Genomic DNA, 18,534 nt, shown 5'->3' on the forward strand with positions numbered 1-18,534 from the left:
CCCCAGCCGGAGCAGACCCCATGTTGGCTATCACGCCGCCAAATTCCTGCAACAGGATGGCGCGATAATTGTCGGCATCGTCGAACATGACGGTGCCATCTTTGATCCGCTTGGCCTTGATGTCGAGGCCGTGGTCAAACACCGCAATCAGACCGGTTCGATCACTCATCTGCCCGGCGCCGAAACCACCAACAGCGAAGATGGCCTGACATATATGGCCGCTGACATTCTGATCCCGGCGGCCAAGGAAAACGCGATCACTGCGGACAATTGCGAACAGGTGAACTACCAGTTGATCGTTGAAGCCGCCAATGGCCCGATCACTGCCGATGCCGAAGATTGCCTGAACCGGCGCGGTATCACCGTCTTGCCTGATCTCTATGTCAACGCTGGCGGCGTGGTGGTGAGCTATTTTGAATGGGTCAAAAACATCACGCATCTGCCCTTTGGCCTGATGGACAAACGCCAAACGGCCAATTCCGGTCAGGCTGTTGTGGCCGCGCTGGAAGAGGTCGCGGGCCGCCGGCTTGATGACAAACAGCGCAACCAAATTGCCCGTGAAACCAGCGAAATTGACGTTGTGCGCTCAGGTCTTGAAGAAATCATGACCCGCGCCTTCGACGATATCATGGAGCGCAAGTCCCTGTTGCCCGACGCCACCTTGCGCACCGCCGCATATGTTGTCACCATCACGCGTATTGCCGATTATTACCGGGCAATTGGCTTGTAAGGAAAAAACGCGATGGACGTTCGGTGGCTCGAAGACTTCTTGGCTCTGGTTGAGCTGAGAAATTTCACCCGAGCCGCCGAATTTCGCAATGTTTCACAGGCGGCCTTTTCGCGCCGCATTCAATCGCTCGAACAATGGCTCGGCACGGCGTTGGTGGTCAAAGGCGCTTCGCCGGTGCGCTTGACCGATGCCGGGGATCAGTTCCGCGACAGTGCCAAAATTGCGGTCGAGCGCTTGTTTGAAGCCCGCTCGTCGATCCGCTCTAGCCAGTTTGATGTCATGTCCCAGGTCCGTCTCGCGATGCCTAGCGTGCTGGCCCGGTCGGAATTCAAACATATCCTCAAGGCCTTTGGGGAAAAGAACCGCAGCTCATTTTCCGTAATTGTCGGCACAACAAGCGACGTGGTCGCCCGGTATCTCGCCGGGGATGCCGACATCCTCTTTGCCCATGATTGCCCCGCCAGTCCGACCCATGAAAACCTTGACCAACATCAGCGTTTGGTGATCCGCGAAGACGTGTTTCAACCCTATGCGCCTAATGATCCGGCACGCCGCCAAGCCATTGGGTTTCCCGGTTCGGCGACGGCTCCGGTGCCTTTGGTCGCCTATTCGCAACGGGTGTATTTTGCCCGCCTGTTTGAACATGTGCTCGAACGCTCGGACCAGCCCTTGCCCTATAAGGTGCGGGTTCAATGCGATATGTCCGATGTCCTCAAAGAGGTAATTGCCTCGGGCTATGGTGTCGGATGGCTCCCGCAAAGCACCGTTGATCCGCGCGCGGACACCGGCATTTCACCGATTGGCGGGGCTGAATGGCAATTATCGGTGCCGATCTGCGCCTTTCGGCCCAATCAGAAACTTAGCCCGAATATCGAAGCAATTTGGCAGGCCTTGGTTAATCGACAGCTTGCCTAATCCGCCCGGTACGGGTTGGACAGCGGCACTGGCGCATCCGCAGCCATCAATCCCTTGTCCTTCAATTCGGCCCAAAGTTCTTGGGGAATATCGTGGGAAATCCAAGTCTGTGTTGCGGCCAATTCGTCCCGCGTGCGCAGGCCCGGAATAACAGATGCCACCGCATCATGCCCCAATGGAAATTGCAAAGCCGCCGCCGCAAGCGGTACGTCGTAAGTCCGGCAAACCTCTGTTAACGCGCGGGTTTTGGCGATCACATCGCCCGGTGCCTCGTCATAATTCCAAGTGGTCCCACCAACAAGGATGCCAGAGTTAAATGGCCCTCCCAGCACAATGGACATCCCGCGATCCAAACAAATTTTCATCAACCCGTTCAAAGGCGCCTGTTCCAACAACGTGTACCGCCCAGCCAATAAGAAAACGTCCCAATCGCCGATCTCCAGCGCATCCAAACAGGCTTGTTCTTCGTTAACGCCAAGTCCAATGGCCTTGATCACTCCGGCGCGGCGCAGCTCCTCCAAGGCCCGATAACCTCCGGCTTGCAGGTCGTCGAAATGCCGTGTGTTTTCTGCGCCATGGGTCACCTCTCCGATGTCATGCACATATAGAATGTCGATGCGATCAAGCCCAAGCCGTTGAAACGACCCTTCGACACTCCGCATCACCCCCTCATAACTGTAGTCATAGATCGGGTGAAAAGGCAGCGGATCGGGCCAGCCCATTGCTGCCGGATCCGCCGCATGTCCGGGTTTTAACAGCCTGCCGACCTTGGTCGATACAGTGTAATCGCGCCCGCGCACCCCATCCCCGACCAAACGTTCTGAGCGTCCAAACCCATAAAACGGTGCCGTGTCGACATAGGTCATGCCAAAATCAAAACCGGCACGCAGCGTTTCCGCCGCCTCCTGTGGATCAATGGCATTCATCAAGCCACCCAACGGCGCCCCGCCAAATCCAAGCGTCGGCACTTTGAGATCTGTCGACCCAATCTGGCGGGTTGTCAGTTTCATCGCGCGGGCCCTCCGTAAAGCGCCGTCAAATCAGCGGCCAAAGCGCCATACATCTCAAGGATTTCATCCTCTGATGGCACAACATGATCATCCACGCGTTCCAAAAATGGACAGCTCAACGCCGCCACAATTTCCCCAGACGGGCCAAATACCGGAAAGGAAATGTTGGTCACCCCGACCGTCGTCGCCGATGGCATTTTCTCATAGCCAAGCTTGCGAATCCGGTCGAGATGCCCGTCAAATTCGGACCGATCCAGCGCGGGCTCACCAATCGCGTGGCGGTGCAGTGCTATCAGATCGTCAACCTCGTCGCGGGACCGATACGCCGCCAAAACCCGCCCGGTTCCGGTGTTCCAAAGGCCAACGACGCTGCCGGGTTTTAGGGCCAGCCCCCAATTTCCCGGCGATTCCGCCGAAGCCACAATGACAATATCGCCATTGCTTTCCATGCCCAAATGGCAAGATTGCCAAGCCTTGCGCGTTATCGCGCGCATCATCGGCAAGGCCAGCTCAATCACCCGCCCAATCGGTGAATGCCGTTGGCTGATCGAAAACATTTTGAGGCTGAGCGTATACCGATCTCCGGCGGCAGAGCGGCTCACATAGCCCCTGCGCACCAGTGTCGACAGCATCCGGTAGATCTCGCTCTGGGACCGGTTGAGCGCTTTGGCGACCTCGCCTTGGGTCATTCCTTCCCCATGCTCAGCCAGTAACTCGATGATATCCAACCCTTTTTCTAATGCCGGGGCACGATATTTTTCACCGGTATCGTCCATGTGTCTCACTTTGTCCGTGTGTGGGTGCCGCCAAAACTCTCCAAAACAAAGCGCGCTGTCAAGGTTGATTTATTTTTGAATAATTGATTTATATTCAAATATCGCGCTAGCGAGAACACGTGGAAACCAGCCACGGATTTGGGAGGAAGTGATGAAAAATTCTAATATTATGAGGGGCTTGATGGCCGCCACGGCGATTGTAACCGTCGCCGAATCGGCCCACGCTGCGGATTACGGAAGCTTTGATGGCGTCACCATCGAAGCCAAATTGATCGGCGGTCAGCAATATGAAGGCCTCTATGCCCGCATCGCCGATTGGGAGGCGGCGACCGGTGCCAAGGTCAATATCATTTCAAAGAAGAGCCACTTTGAAATCGACAAGGAAATCAAATCTGACATGGCCGCCGGCACCACAGATTGGTGTGTTGGCTCCAACCATTCGTCCTTCGCCCCGCAATATGAAGGGCTCTACGCTGATCTGACCGGCAAAGTCGCGGCTGACACAATCGCCGAATTTGTCCCCGGCAATATCAAGGCGTCTACCGTAGGTGGCGAATTGCTGATGTTGCCGCGCGCGCAATTTGACGTCTCAGTCCTGTACTATTTGAAGTCCAACTACACGGATGAGGCCAAAGCCAAGGCCTTCAAAGCCGAATATGGCTACGATCTCGCGGTGCCCGATACATGGGACCAAGTCAAAGATCAGGCGATTTTCTTCTCTGACGCTCCGACATTCTATGGCACCCAATACGCCGGCAAGGACGAAGCCATCGTCGGCCGTTTCTATGAAATGGTGGTTGCTGAGGGCGGCAACTATCTGGACGAAAACAAAAAACCGATTTTCAATTCAGATGCGGGCCAACGGGCTTTGCAGTGGTTTGTTGATCTCTATGCCGCCAAAGCGGTTCCGGCTGGCACCACCAGCTATGTTTGGGATGATCTCGGTCAGGGCTTTGCGTCGGGCACCGTTGCGCTCAACCTTGATTGGCCGGGCTGGGCCGGGTTCTTTAACGATCCAGAATCGTCCAAAGCGGCGGGTAATGTCGGTGTTGCCGTTCAACCCAAAGGCTCGGTCACCCGCACCGGTTGGTCGGGTCATCACGGCTTTTCGGTCACCAATGACTGCGCCAACCAAGACGCGGCCGTCTCGCTTGTCACCTTCCTGACCAGCGAAGAGAGCCAGTTGGCGGAATCTGCCGGTGGCTCACTCCCCACCCGCAGCGCCGTATGGGATGCCAATGTTGCCGCAGCCCAAGCCGGTGATGATGCGTTCCGCGCCGAATCCCTTGCCGCCTTTGCCAAGGGGGCGGAATTCGCCTTTGCCGTGCCGCCGATCCCCGAATGGGGCGAAAGCACCAACATCGTTTTCCCTGAGCTTCAGGCGGCGATCGTCGGCGATAAAACCGTCAAGGAGGCGCTTGATGACGCCGCCGAAGCGGTGGACGAGCTGATGCGCGAATCCGGCTACTACTAAGTCCGGATAGCACTGGCCGGAGGGGATTTTGTCTCCCGATTGCCCCTCCGGTCCCGGCCTTTTGGCCATGAAGTCAACGACCCCGATAGGTGACATATGCCCCGCCGCCGCGTGCCCGAGTGGTTTCTCTTGCTATTGCCTGCGATCATCGTCATCGCAGCCGTGGTTTTGATCCCGCTCATTTTCTCGCTCTATTCAAGCTTTACGCCCTACAAGCTGACCCGGCCCTCGACGCTGTGGAAATGGATCGGAACCTATAACTACGAAAAAATCCTGACGGATGCGAAATTTTGGGCCGCTTTTGGGCGCACGGTTTTGTTCCTGACCATCGCGCTCAACCTCGAAATGTTGCTCGGGCTTGGCATCGCCTTGATGGTGAACAAGGTCACATGGGGCCAACGCACCCTGCGCACCATTCTCATGTTCCCGATGATGTTTTCGCCCATTCTCGTGGGGTTTCAGTTCAAGTTCATCTTTAACGACAACATCGGACTGGTGAACAACGCCTTGCAATCTATGGGCTTTAACGTAGCCCTGCCGTGGCTTGTCGACGGAAAACTTGCGATGTTCTCCATCGCTTTCGCCGAAATCTGGATGAGCACATCGGTCTTTGCGATCCTCATCCTCGCCGGTCTTTTCGCGATGCCGCGCGATCCGCTTGAGGCCGCCAAGGTCGATGGTTGCACCCCATGGCAAAGCTTTCGCCACATCACCTTGCCCTTCCTGATGCCCTTCATCTACATCGCTATGACGATCCGAAGCCTCGACGTTGCCCGCGCCTATGACATCGTGCAAATCATGACCGGCGGCGGCCCCGCACGGCGCACCGAACTGCTTTGGACCCTGATGAGCCGCACCGGATATGTCGATGCGCGCATGGGGCTGGCCAATGCCATGGGCTATGTCTCGATCCTCCTGTCGATCTTCTTCACCGTGTATTTCTTTCGCAAACTCAGCGCCGCGCGCGCCGAAATCGGGATGGGATCATAAGCCATGGATCGCAATCAAACCCACCGCAATCGTCGCCGCGCGCTCAAGGTGCTGCACTTTTCGGCGCTGTTCGTAACCATGGCGATTATCTGCATCCCAGGTCTGTGGATCGTGCTGAACTCGTTCCGCCCCACCGTTGAGATCATGGCCAAACCACCGGTTTGGACACCCAGTTTCACCCTGGACCACTACCGCGCCATGTTCGGTGGCGCAGGCCAAGGCGGCGTGCCGGTCTTTAGCTATTTCCGCAACTCGCTTATCGTTTCCGTGGTCTCAACCTTCATCGCCATCCTGATCGGCATGTCGGGCGGCTATGCCTTTGCTCGCTATCGCTTCAAAGGCAAATCTGGCTATTTCGTTGGGCTGATGCTGTTTCGCGCCGTCCCGGGCGTTGCCCTGTCGCTGCCGCTGTTCATCGTCTTTGCCAAGGTCGGCATCATCGACACCCATTTGGGGTTGATCCTCGTCTACGTCGCGATGAACGTGCCCTTTACCATCTGGCTCACCGATGGGTTCTTTCGCCAAATCCCCAAGGAATTACACGAAGCCGCCGAAATCGACGGTTGCACCCGATGGCAAGCCTTTTGGAAGGTTGAATTCCCGGTCGCCAAATCCGGCGTCGCCTCGGCCGCGATCTTTGCCTTTCTCACCTCGTGGAACGAATTTGCACTGGCGTCCCAACTCACCCGCTCGGTCGGCTCCAAGACCATGCCGGTTGGCCTGCTCGATTTCACCGCCGAATTCACCATCAACTGGGGCGGCATGTGCGCGCTTGCGGTGCTGATGATCATCCCGGCGCTGATCCTGACCTTCCTCGTGCAAAAACACCTGATTGCCGGCCTGACCTTCGGCGGCGTCAAAGGATAAGACAATGACAGAAGTAACCCTTTCCAATGTCGTCAAGAAATACGGGGCGCATCAGGCGGTCCACGGCATTGATCTCAACATTGCAGACGGAGAATTTGTGGTTTTGGTCGGCCCGTCCGGTTGTGGCAAGTCCACAACCCTGCGGATGATTGCCGGGCTTGAGGATATCTCTGGCGGTGAGGTGTCTATTGGCGGGCGTGTGGTTAACGACCTGCCCCCGCGCGAACGCAACATCTCGATGGTGTTCCAAAACTACGCGCTTTATCCGCATATGACCGTGCGCGAAAATCTCGGGTTTTCACTGCATATCGCCAAACAAGACCCTGATCAGATCAAAACAGCCGTGGATGACGCCGCCGCCATTCTTGGCCTTGATGAATTGATGGATCGCAAGCCCGCCGAGCTTTCGGGGGGGCAACGCCAACGCGTCGCCATGGGCCGCGCCATTGTGCGTCATCCAGATGTGTTCCTCTTTGACGAACCTCTGTCGAACCTTGACGCCAAGCTGCGCACCCAGATGCGCGCCGAGATCAAAAAACTGCACCAACGCATTGGCAACACGATTATTTACGTGACCCATGATCAGGTCGAAGCCATGACCCTTGCTGACCGGATTGTCTTGATGCGCGACGGCCATATCGTTCAGGTCGGCACCCCGCTTGAGCTTTTCAACGCGCCCGTTGATACATTTGTTGCAACCTTTATCGGTTCGCCGCCGATGAACCTCGTTGAGGGGGTGATCACCGGGGGCAACATCCAACTGACGGATGGTCACATCCTGCCCATTCCAACCAGTGCGCGCGGCTTGGTGCGCGACGGTCAGCCCATTCACTTTGGCTTTCGTGCCGATAACCTGATGCCTGTGGGCCACGCGGTGGACGAAGCGAGCGAAACTGTTCCGCTTGATCTCACCATTACCTTGACCGAACCGCTTGGCACTGAAACCTTGCTGTTTACCCATTTTGGTGGTGCCGAAGTCCAGGCAAAAATGTTCAACCCCCGCCCCGTCGCGCCGGGCGAACAGATGACGTTCCAGCTCGTGCTCGACAAATGCCATGTCTTTGACGCCAACAGCGGCCTCGCGCTCAGGAGTTAACACATGGCCTCAATCACCCACATCGAATTACGCATGGTTGATCTCGCGCCCAAGGTGAAACGCGTCGATGCGATCCAAAGTTTCGTCAGCCAGGAAACCCCGATTGTCACCATCTATGACAGTGATGGCGCCTCTGGCACCGGCTATTCCTACACCATCGGCACCGGCGGGCCGTCGGTAATGGCGCTGCTTGAACACACTCTTGCGCCCCAGCTCATCGGGCGCGATCCGTCTCGTATTGATGGCATCTGGCGCGACCTGATGTTCTCAACCCATGCCACCGCTGTGGGCGCAATAACTTCGCTGGCATTGGCTGCCATTGATACCGCGCTTTGGGATTTGCATTGTAAGAAAACCAACCTGCCTTTGTGGAAGGCCGCAGGGGGCAATCGTGATCGCATCCCGCTTTATTCCACCGAAGGCGGTTGGCTTCATCTAGACCAACAGGCCTTGGTCGATGACGCTTTGGCGATGCAGGAACAGGGCTTTCGGGGCTCGAAAATCAAGATCGGCTCTGATCATCTGTCCCAAGACGCGGCCCGGCTTTCGGCGGTGCGCGCTGCGGTCGGCGACAGCTATGAGATCATGACAGACGCCAATCAAGGCTTCACCCTGTCCGAAGCAATCCGCCGCGCCCGCGTGCTGGAAGACAACGGCATTGGATGGTTCGAAGAACCGCTGCCCGCCGATGATGTGGCCGCCCATGTGGAGCTAGCCAAACGCACCAGCGTACCCATCGCCGTGGGTGAAAGCATGTATTCCCTCAGCCAGTTCAAAGACTATTTGCAACTGGGCGCGGCCAGCATCATTCAGGTCGATGTGGCCCGCATAGGCGGCATCACCCCTTGGCTCAAAACCGCGCATCTGGCCGAAGCATTTAATGTCATGGTCTGCCCCCATTTCCTGATGGAGTTGCACTTGCCATTGGTCTGTGCCATCCCAAACGCCAAGTGGTTGGAATATATCCCACAACTCGACACGATTACCTGCGAAACCATGCATATCGACAAGGGCTATGGCGTGCCCTCCGACGTGCCAGGCCTTGGCATCGCGTGGGATTGGGAGGCGATCAATCGCCTTGGTCCGACCCAAACGATCAAAGGGGAAAACTAATGCAACGTATGGGAATGATGATCGGCCTAAGACCCGATAAAATCGACGATTACAAACGCTTGCACGCGGCTGTTTGGCCCGAGGTTCTGGCGCAAATCGCCGCCAGTAATATCCGCAATTACAGCATCTTTTTGCGCGAACCGGAAAACCTGCTCTTTGGGTACTGGGAATATCACGGCAATGACATCGCGGCCGATCTGGCCCGCATGGCCGAGGATCCAAAAACCATTGAATGGTGGACCTTGACCGATCCTTGCCAAGAACCGCTAAGCACCCGTGCTCCGGGTGAACAATGGTCTATGATGACCGAAGTTTTTCATGTGGATTAAGTAATGACACAAACATCAGGCCGATTGGCCGGAAAACAGATTCTAATCACCGCCGCAGGCCAAGGGATAGGCCGCACCACAGCCGAGCTTTTCGCCCGCGAAGGCGCGCAGGTCATCGCCAGCGACATCAACACAACCGCGCTTGATGAATTGGCGCAAATTCCGGGTATCACGGCCCTCAAACTGGACGTCACCGATGCCGATGCCGTCGCCAAAGCCGTGGCAGACATGCCGACTTTGGATGTGCTGTTCAACTGCGCCGGGTTCGTGGCCCATGGCACGATTTTGGATTGTTCTGACCGCGATTGGGACTTTAGCTTCGAGCTCAACGTCACCGCCATGTACCGGTTGATCAAACTGACCCTACCGGCGATGATCGAGAACGGTGGCGGATCCATCATCAATGTGTCCTCTGTCGCGTCCTCAATGATCGGCGTGCCCAACCGATTTGCCTATGGCGCCTCCAAGGCTGCGGTGATTGGCCTGACCAAAGCCGTTGCCGCAGATTTCATTTCTAAAGGCATTCGCTGCAACGCAATCTGCCCGGGCACTGTCGACAGCCCATCCATGCATGACCGGCTTCGCGCCACAGGCGATTACGATACCGCCCTCGCTGATTTCATTGCCCGCCAACCCATGGGGCGCATTGGACGACCCGAAGAAATTGCCGCCCTCGCGCTTTATCTAGCCAGCGACGACAGCACTTTTACCACTGGTCAAGCCCACGCCATTGATGGCGGGTGGACCATTTAAACGATCAAAGAAACAGGATAACCTCATGAAACTTTTGCGTTATGGCGCGCTTGGCGCTGAAAAACCCGGCCTGATGGACGACGAAGGCACAATCCGCGACCTTTCCGATGTGATTGACGATGTGACCGGTGACACGCTGGGCGATGCGGTTCTGGATAAACTGCGCGGCGTTGACCCGAAAACCCTTCCCGCCGTCGAGGGCACGCCGCGTATTGGTGCCTGTGTTGGCAATGTGGGCAAGTTCATCTGCATTGGTCTCAACTATGCTGATCACGCCGCCGAAAGCGGCCTTGATCTGCCCGAAGAGCCGGTGATTTTCTTCAAAGCGACGTCGGCCATTTGCGGCCCCAATGATGACATCGAAATCCCGCGCACCTCCGTCAAAACCGATTGGGAGGTCGAGCTGGGCGTGGTGATCGGCAAACACACCAAATATGTCTCAAAAGAAGAGGCTTTGGGACATATTGCTGGTTACTGTGTGGTTAATGACCTGAGCGAGCGGGATTTTCAGCTGCACCGGTCCGGCCAATGGGTCAAAGGCAAATCCTGCGATACATTCGGCCCCATTGGCCCCTGGCTTGTCACCCGTGATGACATTCCAGATCCGCAAAACCTCGGCATGACCTTGGACGTTAATGGCCATCGCTTTCAAAACGGCTCGACCGCCACGATGCATTTTGATGTGGCCACTGTCATCTCTCATCTGTCGCAATTTATGTCCTTGCAGCCAGGTGACGTGATCTCAACCGGGACCCCGCCCGGCGTTGGACTGGGGCAAAAGCCAGAAGTCTACTTGAAGCCCGGCGACAAAATGGAACTTGAAATTCAAGGGCTTGGCACCCAACGGCAGACCGTGGTCGCGGGCTGATGGTGACGATTACGGGGCTGAGCACCCATGATTTGCGTTTTCCGACCTCGGCGTCTTTGGCGGGGTCGGATGCGATGAATCCTGACCCTGATTACTCGGCCGCCTATGTGATCTTGCACACCGACGGAGGGCATCAGGGGCACGGGTTGACCTTCACAATCGGGCGCGGGAATGAGATTTGCATCGCGGCAATCAATGCCGTGCGCCACCTTGTGGTCGGGCTCGATCTTGATTGGATTCGCGAAGATATGGGCCGGTTTTGGCGCCACATCACCGGCGACAGTCAACTGCGCTGGATCGGCCCCGACAAGGGCGCGATCCATCTCGCCACTGGCGCTGTCGTCAATGCAGTTTGGGATTTACTGGCCAAGGACGCAGGCAAACCCGTCTGGCGGTTGGTCGGCGAAATGACACCCGAAGAGATCGTGAAGCTGGTTGATTTTCGCTATATCACAGATGTGCTAACCCCCCAAGAAGCCTTGGAAATTTTGCATCGCGCCGTGCCCGGAAAAGCCGAGCGTATGGCGAAATTGCAGGCCGAAGGATACCCCTGTTACACCACATCCGCCGGGTGGCTGGGCTACTCTGACGACAAACTGCGCCGCCTGTGTCGTGAGGCCCGAGACGCCGGGTTTACCCACACGAAATTCAAGGTCGGCCAGAACCTGGAAGACGATATTCGCCGCCTGAAAATCGCGCGCCAAGAACTTGGCCCAGACATGAACCTCATGATCGACGCCAATCAGGTTTGGGAGGTCGATCAAGCCATTGATTGGGTCAAGGAACTCAGCTTTGCCAAGCCTCTCTTCATCGAAGAACCCACCAGCCCGGACGATGTGATCGGCCATGCAAAAATCCGCAAAGCTATCGCTCCGATCAAGGTTGCGACGGGTGAGATGTGTCAAAATCGCATTCTTTTCAAACAGTTCATCGCCAATGACGCCATCGACATGGTCCAGATCGATTCCTGTCGATTGGGTGGCTTGAACGAGGTGCTTGCGGTGCAATTGATGGCGGCCAAGTACAATTTGCCTGTTTGGCCACATGCAGGAGGCGTGGGTCTTTGCGAGTATGTGCAACACCTGTCGATGATTGATTACCTGGCAATTTCGGCGGAAAAAGACAGCAAACGGATCGAATTTGTCGACCATCTACACGAACATTTTGTCGATCCCTGTATTGTTCGCGATGGCGCTTATATGGCCCCTACCGCGGCTGGGTTTTCGATCGAAATCAAACCAACGACCCTGCAGGACTTTGAATTTCGGATGGAGATCGCGTCCTAGGGTTCGCAACGTTGCCGTGGCCCATTGAACTGGCAATTTGTACAATTCTTGCCGAGTCTGGTACAGATTGCCCATCATGGCCCGCGCGGGCTCTGGTGGAACATGCCTTGCAATCGGGATGCAGGTTTCCTTGGTTTCCATTGGGTGATCACGCTGATGTGACCCCGCAATTGACCGTTTAGTCAGAAAACAGGCATTTCTCAGGTAGGTTAACCTTGACCTGTGGGGAATTTCCGCCACGCTGTTCGCCTGAACTTGGTCAAGGGGAGACGTCATGAAACACCGTATCTTTAGAAACTCTGTCTTTGTTGGCAGTGCGTTGATGTTCACCGCAGTCGCGGCATCGGCGGAAAGTCTTCGGTGGGCCTCAACCACTGACCCACAAACAATGGACCCACATGCGGTGAACTCCGCACCGGTTTTATCCTTTCTAAACAACATCTACGAAGGATTGGTCCGTCGCGGCCAAGACATGTCGATAGAGCCATCCCTAGCTGCATCTTGGGAACCTTTGGACACAGAAAACGGGTGGCGCTTTCACCTGCGTCAGGGTGTAAAGTTTCAGGACGGATCGGATTTCACCGCCGAAGACGTGATGTTTTCGTATCAGCGCGCCTCTGACGAAGCGGCGGATGTGCGCAGTTGGTTTGCTCCGGTCTCCGAAGTGCGGGTTGTCGATGACCACACGATTGATTTCGTGACCAAAGCACCGAACCCATTGTTCCCTGATTCCATTGCCAATTTCATGATTTTGGACAAAGGCTGGGCCGAGGGCAATGACGCCGCCCTGCCCGCCCGTGACGCCGAAAACTTTGCGACAATGAACGTCAACGGCACCGGCCCCTTCACCCTGGTAAGCCGCGACCCCGGTGTCAAAACCGTGTTGGCCCCGCACGCGGGATGGTGGGACGAGGTCGGGCACAACTTGACCGAAGCGACATTCACTCCGATTGGAAATTCCGCCACCGGATTGGCGGCGTTGCTATCTGGTGAAATTGACTTCATCCAACCGATCCCCCTTCAGGATGTCGCCCAAGTCGAAAGCCGCGATGGTTTCAAAGTGCTTGAGGGCGAAGAGACGCGGGTGATCATGTTTGGCTTTGGGCATGAGCATGAAAAGCTGCTGTATTCCAGCGACGTGGACGGCAAAAACCCCTTTGCGGACCCCAAGGTTCGCCTCGCGGCGGCCCATGCAATCGACATCGCCTCAATTGATCGGGTGTTGTTCCGGGGCAAGATCGAAGCCGCGTCGCAATTGGTGCCGGCTGATATTTCCGGCTATTCCGATGCCAATTCAAGCCGCCCCGAATACAATCAGGAACGAGCCAAGGAATTGTTGGCCGAAGCGGGCTATCCCGATGGATTTTCCTTTGGGTTAAAATGTCCAAACGACCGCTATATTAATGACGAAGCCGTCTGCCGCGCGGCCTCTTCGATGTTCGCAGCCGTTGGTTTGAAAGCAGACCTCAGCACAGGGCCGGTGCGCGATTACTGGCCACAGCTTCGGGAAGACGACTTTGATATGTACCTGCTGGGCTGGTCACCGGGCACGTTTGATATGGAGCATCCGATCCGGTTCTTGATGCACAGCCAAGACAACGACAAGAAGTTGGGATCATGGAATTTTGGCGGCTATTCAAACGCCCGTGTTGATGAGCTCTTGCCGATGATCCAGCAGGAAATAGATGCGGATAAACGCCAAATGTTGGTCGATGAAGTGGTGAAAATCACCCAATCCGAGGTCGCGTATATCCCGCTTTATACCCAACCTCTTATTTGGGCTGCCAAGGACAATGTTGAGCTGACACAGCGCGCGGACAACTTCTTTATGCTGCGTTGGGTGACGGTCAACTAAGGGGCGGATCATCCTCCCCTGACACGCTTTTGGCCCATTGGACCGGCACGCGATCAAACGCTCGCGTGGGCACCCGATGGGCCAATTTTTCTTTTCTAAAATGATCTGAGATTCCAAAGCCGATGGTCTATTTCATTCTCAAACGGCTGGTGCAGTCGCTTTTTGTGATGCTGGCTGTCGCCTTTTTGGCGTTTTCACTGTTTCGCTTTGTCGGCGATCCGGTGAGCCAAATGACCGGTGTCGAAACCTCTATCGAAGATCGCGAACGGCTGCGCGAGGATCTGGGGTTGAATGACCCGTTTGTGCTCCAGTTTACCCGGTTTACCGGTGACTTGTTGCGCGGCGACTTTGGTTTTTCCTATCGGACCCGCCAACCCGTGGCGGACATGATTGCCAACCGCATTCCGGCGACGCTGGAGCTTGGGATTGTGGCTTTGCTCATTTCGCTGATCGTAGGCATTCCTGCGGGGGTTTATACGGCTCTAAAACCCCGTGGATTGGTAACACAAACGATCCTCATGACCACATTGGTTGGCGTTTCCATACCGACCTTTGTCATTGGAATCGTTTTGATATTCCTGTTTGGCGTGCAATTGGGCTGGCTTCCGACCTTTGGCCGTGGAGGAACCGTGCAACTGGGCGGCTGGGAGAGCTCATTTTTCACTCTGGATGGGTGGCGGGCGCTTATCCTCCCGGCCATAACGCTGGGAGTTTATCAACTTACCCTGACCATGCGATTGGTCCGGGCTGAAATGATGGAGGTTATGCGATCGGATTATATTCGGTTCGCCACGGCGCGCGGTGTCCCGATGGGGCGGCTCTATTTTCGCCATGCGCTGGCCAATACGATGGTCCCGGTGATCACCATCATCGGGCTGCAATTTGGCGGCGTTATCGCCTTTTCCATCGTCACCGAAAGCGTGTTTCAATGGCCGGGCATGGGCCTGTTGTTCCTTGAATCGATCCGGTTTGTCGACATCCCGGTGATGGGGGTTTACCTCGTGGTGATCGCGTTTTTCTTTGTGCTGGTGAACCTGATTGTTGACCTGCTTTATGTCGCGATTGACCCGCGTCTGCGCATCAAGGACGTGTCGTGATTGAGTTTCTGAAACGCTCCGAAGGGCTTTGGCTCTTCTCTCGCTCCCCTGCGGCGATCCTTGCGGCATTGGTGGCGATCGTCATCTTTCTGGGCGCAGGGTTTGCGCCGTGGATTGCTCTGGTAAACCCCTATGACCTTGGATCTTTTAGCCTTTTTGACGGGTTGCTGCCGCCGGTTTGGCAAGACGGGGCCAATCCAAAGTTTGTTTTGGGCACCGACGATCAGGGCCGTGATATGGTCTCTTCGATCCTCTACGGGGCGCGGCTGTCGCTGATCATCGGGTTGTCGGCGATGGCGATCGCGACAGTGTTAGGGGTCGGTCTTGGGCTGGCAGCCGGGTTTTATGGTGGGCGGCTTGATGCTATTGTGATGCGCATTGCTGACATACAGTTGGCCCTGCCGGCCATTCTGACCGCGTTGCTGATTGACGGAATAGCGCGCGGAATTTTACCCAGCGACATGCAACAAGACTTGCGGATTGTGGTGCTGACATTGGCAATTGCCTTGTCGCTTTGGGTCAACTTTGCCCGGACCGCGCGGGCATCGACCTTTGTGCAGATGCAAAAGGAATATGTCCAAGCGGCGATGATCATGGGCCAACGCCCGACGCGGGTGATGTTTGTGCATATCCTGCCCAACATTCTTGGGCCGCTACTGGTGATCATGACGGTCGATCTTGCCTCGGCGATTTTGCTTGAGGCAACCCTGTCTTTCCTGGGCATCGGATTGCCCGCCGACAGCCCGTCGCTTGGCACACTGATCCGGATCGGTATGCAGTTTATGCTGTCAGGGGAATGGTGGATTTTGTGGATTCCGACTCTGTTTCTGGTGGCGCTGGTGGTGTCGATTAACATTCTTGGCGACTTTTTGCGCGATGTCTTTAACCCGAGGTTGCGCTGATGCTGAACGTTCAGAATTTGACCGTCAAATTCCCGTCTCGCTTTGGCGATGTCACCGCCATTTCAGAGGTCTCACTGCGCATTGCACCGGGTGAAATTCATGGTTTGGTCGGCGAAAGCGGCGCAGGGAAAAGCACCGTTGGTGCCGCGATTATCGGGCTTTTGCAAACGCCGGGATATATCGCGGACGGGACGATCACCTTGGGCGACACCGATTTGCGGGCCTTGGACCCAATCGAGGCCCATCGGCTGCGCGGCAAGCGCATCTCGATGATCTTTCAAGATCCACAAACCAGCCTGAACCCGCTGATGACCATCGAAGATCAACTGATCGAAACCATTCAGGCCCATGAAGACATCGGACGCACAGCCGCCCGGCACCGCGCTGTTGATTTGCTCGAAGAGATCGGCATCACCGGCGCGTCTGAACGGATCAAATCCTATCCGCATCAGTTTTCCGGCGGCATGCGTCAGCGCGTTGTTATTGCGCTGGCGCTGTGTACAAACCCCGAGCTGATCATCGCCGATGAGCCGACGACGGCGCTTGATGTTGCGGTGCAAAGTCAGGTGCTTGATCTGATCCGCGATCTGGCCAACACCCGGAAAATTGGTTTTCTTCTGATCACCCATGACATTGGCGTCATTGCACAAATCGCCGATAGTGTCACAGTGATGCGGCGTGGTCGGGTGGTGGAAACCGGGGCCACCGAACAGATTTTGGGGCACCCGAGCCAAGCCTATACGGTGGGTTTGATGGATGCTGTGCCGCCGCTCGACCAAAAGGTGCATCGCTTTCGGGTGCCCGAGGCCGAGCAGGCCGATAGCATGGCGGCAAAACGGGCGGAAGACTGGCTTTTGGCAGGCAAGGCGCAGGACCCCATCGGGTTGCGGGTCGAAAACCTAGAGGTGCAATTCCCCGGCACGCGAACCTCGCTTTTTAAGCGTCCGCTGGCTTTTACCGCGCTTCATGCCGCAAGTTTCACCGTCGAACCCGGGCGTATTCTTGGCCTTGTTGGTGAAAGCGGGTCAGGCAAATCGACCCTGGCCAAAGCGATCACCGGGCTGGTTGCGCCAAGCGCCGGACAGGTGGTTTTGGGCGATGAGGCTTTGCCAATTGGCAAGGCCCGCGGACGTCACCATCCGTCGCGCCAGCTGATCCAAATGGTGTTTCAAGACCCCTATTCCAGCCTCAACTCCCGTCACCGTATTGGCGACATTCTGTCGGAACCCTTGTGGCTTTATGATCTGGTCAAAACACGAGAAAAGCGGCGCGAGTTGGCGGCTGATATGCTTGATCTGGTTGGCATGAACGCCGATGCGATCGACAAATACCCCCACCAGTTTTCTGGCGGACAGCGCCAACGCATCGCGGTGGCCCGCGCCTTGTTGGCCCGGCCCCGGTTTTTGATTTGCGATGAGCCGACGTCAGCGCTTGATGTTTCGATTCAGGCGGAAATATTAAACCTTTTGAAAGACCTACAAGAAAAATTCGGCCTCACCATTTTGTTTATCAGTCACAATTTGGCCGTGGTCCGACAGATGGCAGACGACATGGTTGTGCTGCGCAACGGCCATATCGAGGAGGCGGGCACAACCGAAGCTGTGTTTGAAAACCCGCAGGCCGATTATACACGCAAGTTGCTGGACCTAACGCCCGTCATGCCAAAGGAGTGGCGCGCGGGGTAGGCCCTTGGAGGAAAGGCACCACATCCTAAATGGCGAGTTTCGTTTCAAAAAGCCGCCCGAACTGTGGCTGAACCTCGTCAACGCCAGCCAAACGTAACATGTGCCAGGCCAGGGCTTGGTTGCTGGAAATCACAGGCAGGCCCAGCTGATGTTCGATTGCCGGTATCACCGACAAACAGCGTAGATTGGTGCATGAAATGACAATTGCATCGCAAGGCGATTGCGCGGCGATGTGCAAGGCGGCAGCGCTGATCGAGGCGGGGGTGATACGGGCGACAACGCGGTCATCGCCTTCTTCGAACGATCCCAAACCCGTTATGTCAAACCCCGCATCGGACAGTTTGTTGCGCAATCTGTCAGAAACCGACGGGATATAGGGCGTGATAAAACCCAATCTCTTGGCCCCGAGGCTCTGACAGGCAGCGATGATTGCGGCCATGGGATCTGTCACTTGTGCTGTTGGGAACACCGATTGGATGGCGGCGGCAACCCGGTCTGATCCGATCACAGTTGACGCCGAGGTACAGCCGTAACCGATCACATCGAATTGCAGCGACGACGGCAAAAGACGGGCCGAGGCGGGCAGATCGGCTTCCATTTCTGCCAAGGTTTCGGGCTGAATACTGGGCACCATGGGAATGCGGCTGTGATAGAGCGCGAGGCCCTCCCCCGCCATCATCCTGGCGAATTCCGGCTCTAGCGTTTCATCGGTTGCCAGAACGATTGCGCCTAGGGTGGCGCGGGTTCCAATGCCTTTGTCAGTGTCAAAATCCAGTTTCATGTCGCCC

At 56.2% G+C, this 18,534-nt stretch carries 17 protein-coding genes and 1 pseudogene; 15 read left to right on the top strand and 3 right to left on the bottom strand.

The window, feature by feature from the left end:
• Both ACRBB0_RS15370 and ACRBB0_RS15375 read left to right on the top strand, forming a co-directional pair.
• Positions 1 to 730, top strand: a pseudogene (locus tag ACRBB0_RS15370) (glutamate dehydrogenase); the annotation flags it as partial.
• A gap of 12 nt (positions 731 to 742) precedes the next feature.
• Positions 743 to 1,645, top strand: coding sequence for a LysR family transcriptional regulator (locus tag ACRBB0_RS15375; protein WP_431375329.1), 903 nt, complete (start codon positions 743 to 745; stop codon positions 1,643 to 1,645).
• Here ACRBB0_RS15375 and ACRBB0_RS15380 read toward each other — a convergent pair.
• Both ACRBB0_RS15380 and ACRBB0_RS15385 read right to left on the bottom strand, forming a co-directional pair.
• Positions 1,642 to 2,655, bottom strand: coding sequence for an aldo/keto reductase (locus ACRBB0_RS15380; protein ID WP_431375330.1), 1,014 nt, complete (start codon positions 2,653 to 2,655; stop codon positions 1,642 to 1,644). The genes ACRBB0_RS15375 and ACRBB0_RS15380 overlap by 4 nt on opposite strands.
• A complete protein-coding gene (locus ACRBB0_RS15385) occupies positions 2,652 to 3,431 on the bottom strand; it encodes an IclR family transcriptional regulator (RefSeq protein ID WP_431375331.1) in 780 nt (259 codons plus the stop codon). Before ACRBB0_RS15385 ends, ACRBB0_RS15380 begins: the two co-directional genes overlap by 4 nt.
• Before the next feature lie 151 nt (positions 3,432 to 3,582).
• Between ACRBB0_RS15385 and ACRBB0_RS15390 the strand changes: the two genes are divergently transcribed.
• The 13 genes from ACRBB0_RS15390 (at position 3,583) to ACRBB0_RS15450 (ending at position 17,746) form a co-directional block, all read left to right on the top strand.
• The gene (locus ACRBB0_RS15390) at positions 3,583 to 4,905 is read left to right on the top strand and encodes an extracellular solute-binding protein (protein ID WP_431375332.1); all 1,323 of its coding nucleotides are present in this window, start codon (positions 3,583 to 3,585) and stop codon (positions 4,903 to 4,905) included.
• Between the two features lie 96 nt (positions 4,906 to 5,001).
• Entirely contained in the window at positions 5,002 to 5,895 is an 894-nt protein-coding gene (locus tag ACRBB0_RS15395; protein ID WP_431375333.1) for a carbohydrate ABC transporter permease, read from the top strand.
• Between the two features lie 3 nt (positions 5,896 to 5,898).
• A complete protein-coding gene (locus ACRBB0_RS15400; protein WP_431375334.1) occupies positions 5,899 to 6,762 on the top strand; it encodes a carbohydrate ABC transporter permease in 864 nt (287 codons plus the stop codon).
• Between the two features lie 4 nt (positions 6,763 to 6,766).
• Positions 6,767 to 7,858, top strand: coding sequence for an ABC transporter ATP-binding protein (locus ACRBB0_RS15405; protein WP_431375335.1), 1,092 nt, complete (start codon positions 6,767 to 6,769; stop codon positions 7,856 to 7,858).
• A gap of 3 nt (positions 7,859 to 7,861) precedes the next feature.
• On the top strand, positions 7,862 to 8,971 hold the full coding sequence (locus tag ACRBB0_RS15410) for a mandelate racemase/muconate lactonizing enzyme family protein (RefSeq protein WP_431375336.1): 1,110 nt from the start codon (positions 7,862 to 7,864) through the stop codon (positions 8,969 to 8,971).
• Positions 8,971 to 9,300, top strand: a complete 330-nt coding sequence (locus ACRBB0_RS15415) for an L-rhamnose mutarotase (RefSeq protein WP_431375337.1) — start codon at positions 8,971 to 8,973, stop codon at positions 9,298 to 9,300. The genes ACRBB0_RS15410 and ACRBB0_RS15415 overlap by 1 nt, the downstream gene beginning before the upstream one ends.
• 3 nt (positions 9,301 to 9,303) lie before the next feature.
• Entirely contained in the window at positions 9,304 to 10,053 is a 750-nt protein-coding gene (locus tag ACRBB0_RS15420) for an SDR family oxidoreductase (RefSeq protein WP_431375338.1), read from the top strand.
• Positions 10,054 to 10,078: 25 nt separating this feature from the next.
• Complete coding sequence (locus ACRBB0_RS15425; RefSeq protein WP_431375339.1) at positions 10,079 to 10,921, top strand: fumarylacetoacetate hydrolase family protein; 843 nt, start codon at positions 10,079 to 10,081, stop codon at positions 10,919 to 10,921.
• Positions 10,921 to 12,207, top strand: a complete 1,287-nt coding sequence (locus ACRBB0_RS15430; RefSeq protein ID WP_431375340.1) for an L-fuconate dehydratase — start codon at positions 10,921 to 10,923, stop codon at positions 12,205 to 12,207. The genes ACRBB0_RS15425 and ACRBB0_RS15430 overlap by 1 nt, the downstream gene beginning before the upstream one ends.
• 274 nt (positions 12,208 to 12,481) lie before the next feature.
• Complete coding sequence (locus tag ACRBB0_RS15435; protein WP_431375341.1) at positions 12,482 to 14,062, top strand: ABC transporter substrate-binding protein; 1,581 nt, start codon at positions 12,482 to 12,484, stop codon at positions 14,060 to 14,062.
• Between the two features lie 122 nt (positions 14,063 to 14,184).
• Entirely contained in the window at positions 14,185 to 15,159 is a 975-nt protein-coding gene (locus ACRBB0_RS15440; protein ID WP_431375342.1) for an ABC transporter permease, read from the top strand.
• Positions 15,156 to 16,061 carry an ABC transporter permease gene (locus ACRBB0_RS15445; protein ID WP_431375343.1) on the top strand — a complete coding sequence of 302 codons (906 nt, stop codon included), beginning with the start codon at positions 15,156 to 15,158 and terminating at the stop codon, positions 16,059 to 16,061. The genes ACRBB0_RS15440 and ACRBB0_RS15445 overlap by 4 nt, the downstream gene beginning before the upstream one ends.
• Complete coding sequence (locus tag ACRBB0_RS15450; RefSeq protein ID WP_431375344.1) at positions 16,061 to 17,746, top strand: dipeptide ABC transporter ATP-binding protein; 1,686 nt, start codon at positions 16,061 to 16,063, stop codon at positions 17,744 to 17,746. Before ACRBB0_RS15445 ends, ACRBB0_RS15450 begins: the two co-directional genes overlap by 1 nt.
• A gap of 25 nt (positions 17,747 to 17,771) precedes the next feature.
• On the opposite strand, the gene ACRBB0_RS15455 is transcribed toward ACRBB0_RS15450, so the two are convergent.
• The gene (locus ACRBB0_RS15455) at positions 17,772 to 18,527 is read right to left on the bottom strand and encodes a maleate cis-trans isomerase family protein (RefSeq protein WP_431375345.1); all 756 of its coding nucleotides are present in this window, start codon (positions 18,525 to 18,527) and stop codon (positions 17,772 to 17,774) included.
• Between the last annotated feature and the right edge of the window lie 7 nt (positions 18,528 to 18,534).

The sequence above is a fragment of the Pelagimonas sp. genome (genome assembly GCF_050633425.1).
Classification (GTDB): Bacteria; Pseudomonadota; Alphaproteobacteria; order Rhodobacterales; family Rhodobacteraceae; genus Pelagimonas.